Genomic DNA, 7,002 nt, shown 5'->3' on the forward strand with positions numbered 1-7,002 from the left:
CCGTCGAAGAGGGCGCCCGGCAGGTCGCCTTCGGCCCGCATGTACATGGCCTCGGCCGGGGGCAGGGCGGCCAGGCCCGAGACCGCCACCGAGGCGCGCAGGCCGTAGTCCTGGGCGAAGTCGCCGAGCCGCGCCGAGGGGTAGGACCAGCCGTCCGTAAAGCCCGCGCCGGAAAGACCGCCCTTGCGCGCGGCGATGCGGGCCTCGGCGACGCCGGCCTCGATGGCGGCGACTTCTTCGGCGGAGAACCGCGTGGCGTCGAAGTCCGCCAGACCCAGCGGCGCCATGCCGGCCAGTAAGGCGCGGTCGGAGACCTGGGGCGGGTTCAGCGCCATCAACTGCGCGGCGGTCGCGAAATACTCCGCCCAGGACGCGCCGCGATGGGCGAAGGGACCCGGCGGCGTGGCGGCCGGCCCCTGCATGGAGAGACCGTGCTGCACGGCCTTGGCGCCGTCCACGTCGTGCGGGCCGTCGACCAGGATGCGGGCCAGCGCCCAGACGTGGTTGGTGGGCGAGCGGACCACATTGGGGCCTTCGGCGGCGTCGGTCGGGCCGACCAGGGTGAAGATCCCGCCATCCGGCCCGGTGGTCCGCGTCCCCAGGATCGCGAAATTGTTGGTGTAGGAGTCCATCAGGGCCAGCGAGAAATAGCGCTCTCCGGTGGCCGGGACATTGATCGTCACCGGCCCTTGGGAGAGGTCCACCTGGGCGGTAGAATAAAAGGTGTCGTTGTTGGGCGTCGTCACCGCGCGCGCCCTGTGGTCGGCCAGCCGGCGCATGTGACCAAAGACGTTCATCGGCGAGCCATTGGCCTGCCCCCGAGCCCGGGTGGTGGCGATCTCCACCAGCGGCAGGGTGAAGAGCCAGGCGTCGCGGGCGGCGGCCTGCAAGGCGGCCAGGTCAGTCTTCGCCATTTTCGTTCCCCCTACTGGCCCAGCCGCTCCGCCAGGTCCCGGGAGGCGACCTTGGCCTCCTCCCACCATTTACCGACCATCTCGCCCGCATCACCCGGCTTCGCAAGCCTTACGCCCTGCCCCGCCCACAGCGACAGCATCTCGGCCTGCCCGGCCTTGGCCGCGGCGGCGCGCAGCGGCTGGGTCAAGCGGTTCTGGACCGGATAGGCCGGGACCTCGTCCTCGACGCCTCGCATCTGCGCCATGAAGCGGTTCTCGATCCCGCGCGCATGGCGGCCGGTGAAGGCCCGCGTGAGACGGGTCGGATCGTCGCCGGCGGCCTCCAGAGCGCTGCGCCAAGGCGCGCTCACCGCCGTCTGGTCGGCCAGCAGGAAAGCCGTGCCCATCTGGACCGCGTTGGCGCCCAGAGCCAGGGCGGCGGCCACGCCGCGTCCGTCCATGATGCCGCCCGCCGCGATCACCGGAGTGTCGACGGCGGCGCGGATGGTGGCGACCAGCGCCATGGTCCCCACCAGGCTACTTTCAGTCTCCGCCAGGAAGTGGCCGCGATGGCCGCCCGCCTCGGAGCCCTGGGCGCTGATCCCGTCTGCCCCGACAGCAGCCCAGGCGCGGGCTTCCGCCACCGTGGTGGCCGTCCCGACCACGTAGCTGCCCGCCGCATGCAGGGCGTCCACCTGGTCCTGCGTCAGGATGGAGAAGGTGAAGGAGGCCACCGCCGGCGCCGCGCGCACCAGGGCGGCGAACTGGCCTTCGAAGCCCGGCGCGAAGTCGTTGGGCGCCGCCGGCAGGTCTGCGCCGATCTCGGCGTACCAGGGGGCGAGGCGCTCAAGGGCGCCGTCCACCACCTCCGCGCCAGGGCGGGCCGCCGGGTTGATGAACAGGTTCACGCCGAACGGCCGGTCCGTTGCGGCTCTCAGGGCCGCCACTGCCGGCTCGATATCGGCGGGCGCCAGGCCCCCTGCCCCCAGCGCGCCGAGACCACCGGCCTTGCTGACCGCCACCGCCATCTCCGGTGAGGAGGCGCCCACCATCGGCGCCTGCAGGATCGGGATCGGCAAGGCGCGCAGGAAGGCCGCAAAGTCCATGACGCCTACTCCGTGTCTTGCTTGGCCTTTTCGCGGGCGAGCTTGTGCAGGGCCCGGCCGCGGCCCTTAGATAGGGCGGTGACGACGCCGCGGAAGGTGCGCACCTCCTGGTCGGAGAACCGGGCGCGGCCGAGCGCCGAGCGCAGGTTCTGCATCATCGAAGGTTTCTTCTCCGGCGGATGGAAGAAACCGGCGGCCTCCAGCTCACTCTCGAAATGGTCGTACAACCCCTGCATGGCGGCCGCCTCAGCCGGCGGCGGGCCGTCGCGGAAGATGGCCGGCGCGCCGGTCGCCTGGGTCATGCGCCACTCATAGGCCAGGATGATCACCGCCTGGGCCAGGTTCAGCGACCGGAAGCGCGGATCGATGGGCAGAGTCACCACCGCCTGGCACAGCGCGATGTCGGCGGTTTCCAGACCCGCCCGCTCGCCGCCGAACAGCAGGCCGACATTGCGGCCCTCGCCCACCTCGTGGATCAGATTTCCGGCCGCCTCGCGCGGGGTGAGAATGGGAAGCTGCAGTTCCCGGGGTCTCGCCGTCGTCGCATAGACCAGGTGCAGGTCGGCGATGGCGGCCTCGACGCTGTCATAGACCCGGGCGGCGTTCAGCGGCCACTCGGCGCCCGAGGCCGACGACCAGGCGCGCTCCTGCGGCCAGCCGTCGCGGGGATTGACCAGGCGCAGGTCGGCCAAGCCGAAATTGGCCATGGCGCGCGCCACCGCGCCGATGTTCTGGGCGAGTTGGGGCGCATTGAGGATGATGCAGGGCGGGGAACCTGTGGACATGGCGCGTTTTCAATCCCTTGCGCCCTGAATGGCAAGAGCGCTTTGCGCTAAGGTCGCCACATGCGTCTCCCCCTTGTGCTCTCCATCGCGTCCCTGGCCCTGGCCGCCTGCGGCTCCGGCTCACCTCAACGGGCGTCGCAGACCCCGCCCCTGAACCTGGCCAAACTCACCACCGAGGTGTCGGAGATCGCCGACCGCGCGCGGCCCGGCGTGCTCGGTGTCGGCCTCATGAACCTGGAAAGCGCCGAAACCTGGGACTTCAACGGCGAACGCCGCTTCCCTATGCAGAGCGTGTTCAAGGCGCCCCTGGGCGCCGCCGTTCTGGCCGAGGTGGACGCCGGGCGGCTGCGACTGGACGACCCCATCACCCTCACCGAGGGGGACCTCTCCCCCCCGCTCAGCCCCATCGCCGACGCCTATCCGGTCAGGCGCGACTATACGGTGCGCGAACTTCTGACAGCCGCCACCGGGGCTTCGGACAACACCGCCGCCGACGTGCTGATGAAGAAGATCGGCGGCCCCGGCGCGGTCACCGCCTGGCTGGTGGGCGAGAAGATCGAGGAGTTGCGCATCGACCGCTATGAACGCCAGCTCCAACCTGACAGCATCGGCATGGCCTCCTTCCGCCCCGCCTGGAAGGGTCAGCAGGCCTATATGGCCGCCTTCAACACCGTGCCGCCTGCGACCCGGCGCAGGGCGGCGGCGGCCTATCTTGCCGATCCCCAGGACACCGCCACGCCCCGCGGCGTCCTGACGTTCCTCGACAAGCTGGACGATGGCGAACTGATCTCCCCGGCGTCGAAGACGCTGCTGCTGCAGATCATGACCCAGACCACCACCGGCCAGGATCGGTTGAAGGCCGGTTTCCCCTCAGGCTCCAGCCTCGCCCACAAGACCGGCACGGCGCGGACCGACCAGGGCATGAACCCCGCCTTCAACGATATCGGCATCGTCACCCTGCCCGACGGGCGGCGCTATGCGGTGGCGGTTTTTCTGTCGGGCTCGACCCTGGACAATGCCGGGAACGCGAAGATCGTGGCTGACGTCGCGCGCGCCGTGACCAGAGGCGTTCAATAGCGTTCCTTGGCTGAGAACGCCTTGCATCTAAACGGCTCTGGCGCCCTCCGCGCCCTTTGCGTCGAGGCCGACGCCTAGTATACGGCCCCAAAGTCAATTTTACGCCCCGGAGCGCATCGCCCTCATGGCCAAGATCAAAGTCGCCAATCCTGTCGTCGATATCGATGGCGATGAGATGACCCGCATCATCTGGCAGTGGATCAAGGACAAGCTGATCCTGCCCAATCTCGATATCGACCTGGCCTATTACGACCTGGGCATGGAGAGCCGCGACGCCACCGACGACAAGATCACCGTCGAGTCGGCCGAGGCGATCCTGAAATACGGCGTCGGCATCAAGTGCGCGACCATCACCCCCGACGAAGCCCGCGTCGAAGAGTTCGGCCTGAAGAAGATGTGGAAGTCGCCCAACGGCACGATCCGCAACATCCTCGGCGGCGTCGTCTTCCGCGAACCGATCATCTGCCAGAACGTTCCCCGGCTGATCCCGGGCTGGACCCAGCCGATCATCATCGGCCGCCACGCCTTCGGCGACCAGTACCGCGCCACCGACTTCAAGGTGCCCGGCCCCGGCAAGATGACCATCAAGTGGGAAGGCAAGGACGGCCAGGTCATCGAGCACGAGGTGTTCGACTATCCCGGCTCCGGCGTGGCCATGGCCATGTACAACCTGGACGACTCGATCCGCGACTTCGCCCACGCCTCCTTCGCCTACGCCCTGCAGCGCACCTATCCGCTGTATCTGTCGACCAAGAACACGATCCTCAAGGGCTATGACGGCCGCTTCAAGGACATCTTCGCCGAGATCTTCGCCGCCGAGTACGCGGCGCAGTTCAAGGAAGCCGGCATCACCTACGAGCACCGCCTCATCGACGACATGGTGGCCTCGGCCCTGAAATGGTCCGGCGGCTTCATCTGGGCCTGCAAGAACTACGACGGCGACGTGCAATCCGACCAGGTGGCGCAGGGCTTCGGGTCGCTCGGCCTGATGACCTCGGTGCTGATCACCCCGGACGGCAAGACCATGGAGGCCGAGGCCGCCCACGGCACCGTCACCCGCCACTTCCGCCAGCATCAGAAGGGCGAGAGCACCTCGACCAACTCGATCGCCTCGATCTTCGCCTGGACGCGGGGTCTCGAACACCGCGCCAAGCTGGACGGCAACGAAGCCCTCGACCGCTTCGCCCGCACCCTGGAACGCGTCTGCGTGGAGACCGTGGAAAGCGGCTCCATGACCAAGGACCTGGCCCTGCTGGTGGGCGACAACCAGGGCTGGCTGACCACCGAAGGCTTCATCGACAAGGTCGCGGTCAACCTCGACAAGGCGCTCGCCGAAGCCTGAGAATAACGGGTCCCTTCTCCCCTTGCGGGAGAAGGATCATGTGCGCGGCCGTGTCTTCAGCCGCTCCGGATGCGCCGGCGGGTGGATCAGTTCGGCTCGCTCCTGCGGCGTGATCGCCCGCCAGCGCCCCTCCGGCAGGTCTCCCAGTTTCAGCGAACCGATCCGCACCCGCTGCAGGTCGACCACCCGCAGGTCCACCAGGTCGCACATCCGCCGGATCTGGCGGTTGCGGCCCTCCTTCAGCACGAAGCGCAGCATCTGGTCGCCGATCAGGGTGACCTTGGCGTGGCGCAGTTGGCGACGGTCCAGTTGCAGGCCGTGGCGCAGCATGGCCAGCTTCTTGTCGGTGATCGGCCCCGTGACCTTGACCCGGTATTCCTTCTCCAGGTCCGACTCCGGCCCGATGACGGCCTTGGCCACCACCCCGTCCTCCGAGAGGATCAGCAGGCCACGCGAGTCCATGTCCAGGCGCCCGACCGGGGCCAGCCGGTTCTCCAGGCCGGGGATCACCGCGTCGGCGCCGAACAGGGCGCCGACGGTCAGCAGGCGCACGGCTGGTATCTGGTTGGGCTCGGGATGGGCCGAGACGATCCCCACCGGCTTGTTGATCACCACCGTCAGGGTGGCTTCCAGCTTCGACTGGGCGCCGTCGCTCAGCACCAGGGTCTGACCCGGCTCGATCTTGCGCCCGGCGTCCTCGACGGTCTGGCCGTCGATGCTCACCAGGCCCTGGAGAATCAGCCCCTCGGCTTCGCGGCGCGAGCACACCCCGCTCTGGGCCAGCCAGCGGTTGACCCGCTGCGGCTCGGCTTCGTCATAGGTCTTGGTCCAGGCCATGACGCTTCTTTGGCCGGAAACCTGCTGTTCCGTCCACTCCCCATCGGGCCTGGCGCAATGTGTTGGGCGTTCGCGATCCGGGATCACCGCTGGCGGATCGCCAACCTCGCCCGCGCCGCGAGGCGTCTTCCCTGACGCTGCGGCGGTGGGTTAGAGACCTGACATGACCCAGTCCGACACCATCGCCCTCACCCCTGTCGCTCCCGGCCGCTGGACCACCTTCGCCGGACCGGAATGGCAGAACCCCGGCGGCGGGCTCTGGGGCGGCTACGCCATCGGCCTGTTCATCAAGGTGCTGGAGGCTGAGCCCGAGGCGGTGGGCGAGGCCCTGTCGCTGACCCTCACCTACGCCGCCGCCCTGCCCTCGGGCCAGGTGGATATCCGCACACGGCGCCTGCGTCAGGGCGGCTCCATCGGGGTCTGGGAAGTCGAGCTGCTGGCGGCGGGCTCCGACCAGGTGGGCGTCCACGGCATGGTCACCATGGCGCGCCGTCCCGAGACCCCGTCCTTCGCCTTCGCCAGGATCCCCGACGCCCCGACGCCGGAAAGCCTCCCCAGCCCCGACCACCCGGGCACGCCCCTGCACTACGGCGCCCTGGCCTTCGAACGCCGGGGCCAGGATACCTTCCCGCCCCCGGTCAGCGGCGATTCCCGCAGCCTCGTCTGGGTCCGCTCGCGCCGCGGGCCGTGGGACAAGGCCCTGCTGGGCATGGTCACCGACAATTCCGCGCCGCGCGCCATGTACGCGCTGGGCCGCACCATCAACAACACCACCCTGTCGCTCACGGTCTACCTGCACGCCACCAAGGAGGAGCTCGCCAAGGTCGGTGACGACTTCATCCTGATCGAATGCGAAGGCCGGGTCGGCGGCGGCGGCGCGTCGGACGAACGCTCCAGCTACTGGAGCCGCGACGGCAAGCTCCTGGCCACCAGCGAGCAGCTGGCCTGGTACCGGCCGGTGC

The 7,002-nt window shown here is 69.1% G+C and carries 7 protein-coding genes; 3 read left to right on the plus strand and 4 right to left on the minus strand.

Features of this window, described 5'->3' with window-relative positions:
* From AAC997_RS17960 to AAC997_RS17970, 3 genes are all read right to left on the minus strand, one after another.
* Positions 1–914 (minus strand): DUF1254 domain-containing protein (locus AAC997_RS17960; protein ID WP_340647075.1); only part of this gene is annotated, 914 nt, incomplete at its 3' end.
* 11 nt (positions 915–925) lie between these two features.
* A complete protein-coding gene (locus AAC997_RS17965; RefSeq protein WP_340647076.1) occupies positions 926–1,999 on the minus strand; it encodes a nitronate monooxygenase in 1,074 nt (357 codons plus the stop codon).
* Between the two features lie 5 nt (positions 2,000–2,004).
* Positions 2,005–2,784 carry an RNA methyltransferase gene (locus AAC997_RS17970; protein WP_340647077.1) on the minus strand — a complete coding sequence of 260 codons (780 nt, stop codon included), beginning with the start codon at positions 2,782–2,784 and terminating at the stop codon, positions 2,005–2,007.
* A gap of 60 nt (positions 2,785–2,844) precedes the next feature.
* Here AAC997_RS17970 and bla point away from each other — a divergent pair, with 60 nt between their 5' ends.
* Both bla and AAC997_RS17980 read left to right on the plus strand, forming a co-directional pair.
* Complete coding sequence (bla, locus tag AAC997_RS17975) at positions 2,845–3,861, plus strand: class A beta-lactamase (RefSeq protein WP_340647078.1); 1,017 nt, start codon at positions 2,845–2,847, stop codon at positions 3,859–3,861.
* A 124-nt stretch (positions 3,862–3,985) separates the two neighbouring features.
* Positions 3,986–5,203, plus strand: a complete 1,218-nt coding sequence (locus AAC997_RS17980) for an NADP-dependent isocitrate dehydrogenase (protein ID WP_340647079.1) — start codon at positions 3,986–3,988, stop codon at positions 5,201–5,203.
* Positions 5,204–5,239: 36 nt separating this feature from the next.
* Here AAC997_RS17980 and AAC997_RS17985 read toward each other — a convergent pair whose 3' ends face one another.
* The gene (locus tag AAC997_RS17985) at positions 5,240–6,040 is read right to left on the minus strand and encodes a pseudouridine synthase (RefSeq protein ID WP_340647080.1); all 801 of its coding nucleotides are present in this window, start codon (positions 6,038–6,040) and stop codon (positions 5,240–5,242) included.
* A 163-nt stretch (positions 6,041–6,203) separates the two neighbouring features.
* Between AAC997_RS17985 and AAC997_RS17990 the strand changes: the two genes are divergently transcribed.
* A partial coding sequence (locus AAC997_RS17990; protein WP_340647081.1) for a thioesterase family protein occupies positions 6,204–7,002 on the plus strand: 799 nt, incomplete at its 3' end.

The organism is Phenylobacterium sp., assembly GCF_037968635.1.
Classification (GTDB): Bacteria; Pseudomonadota; Alphaproteobacteria; order Caulobacterales; family Caulobacteraceae; genus Phenylobacterium.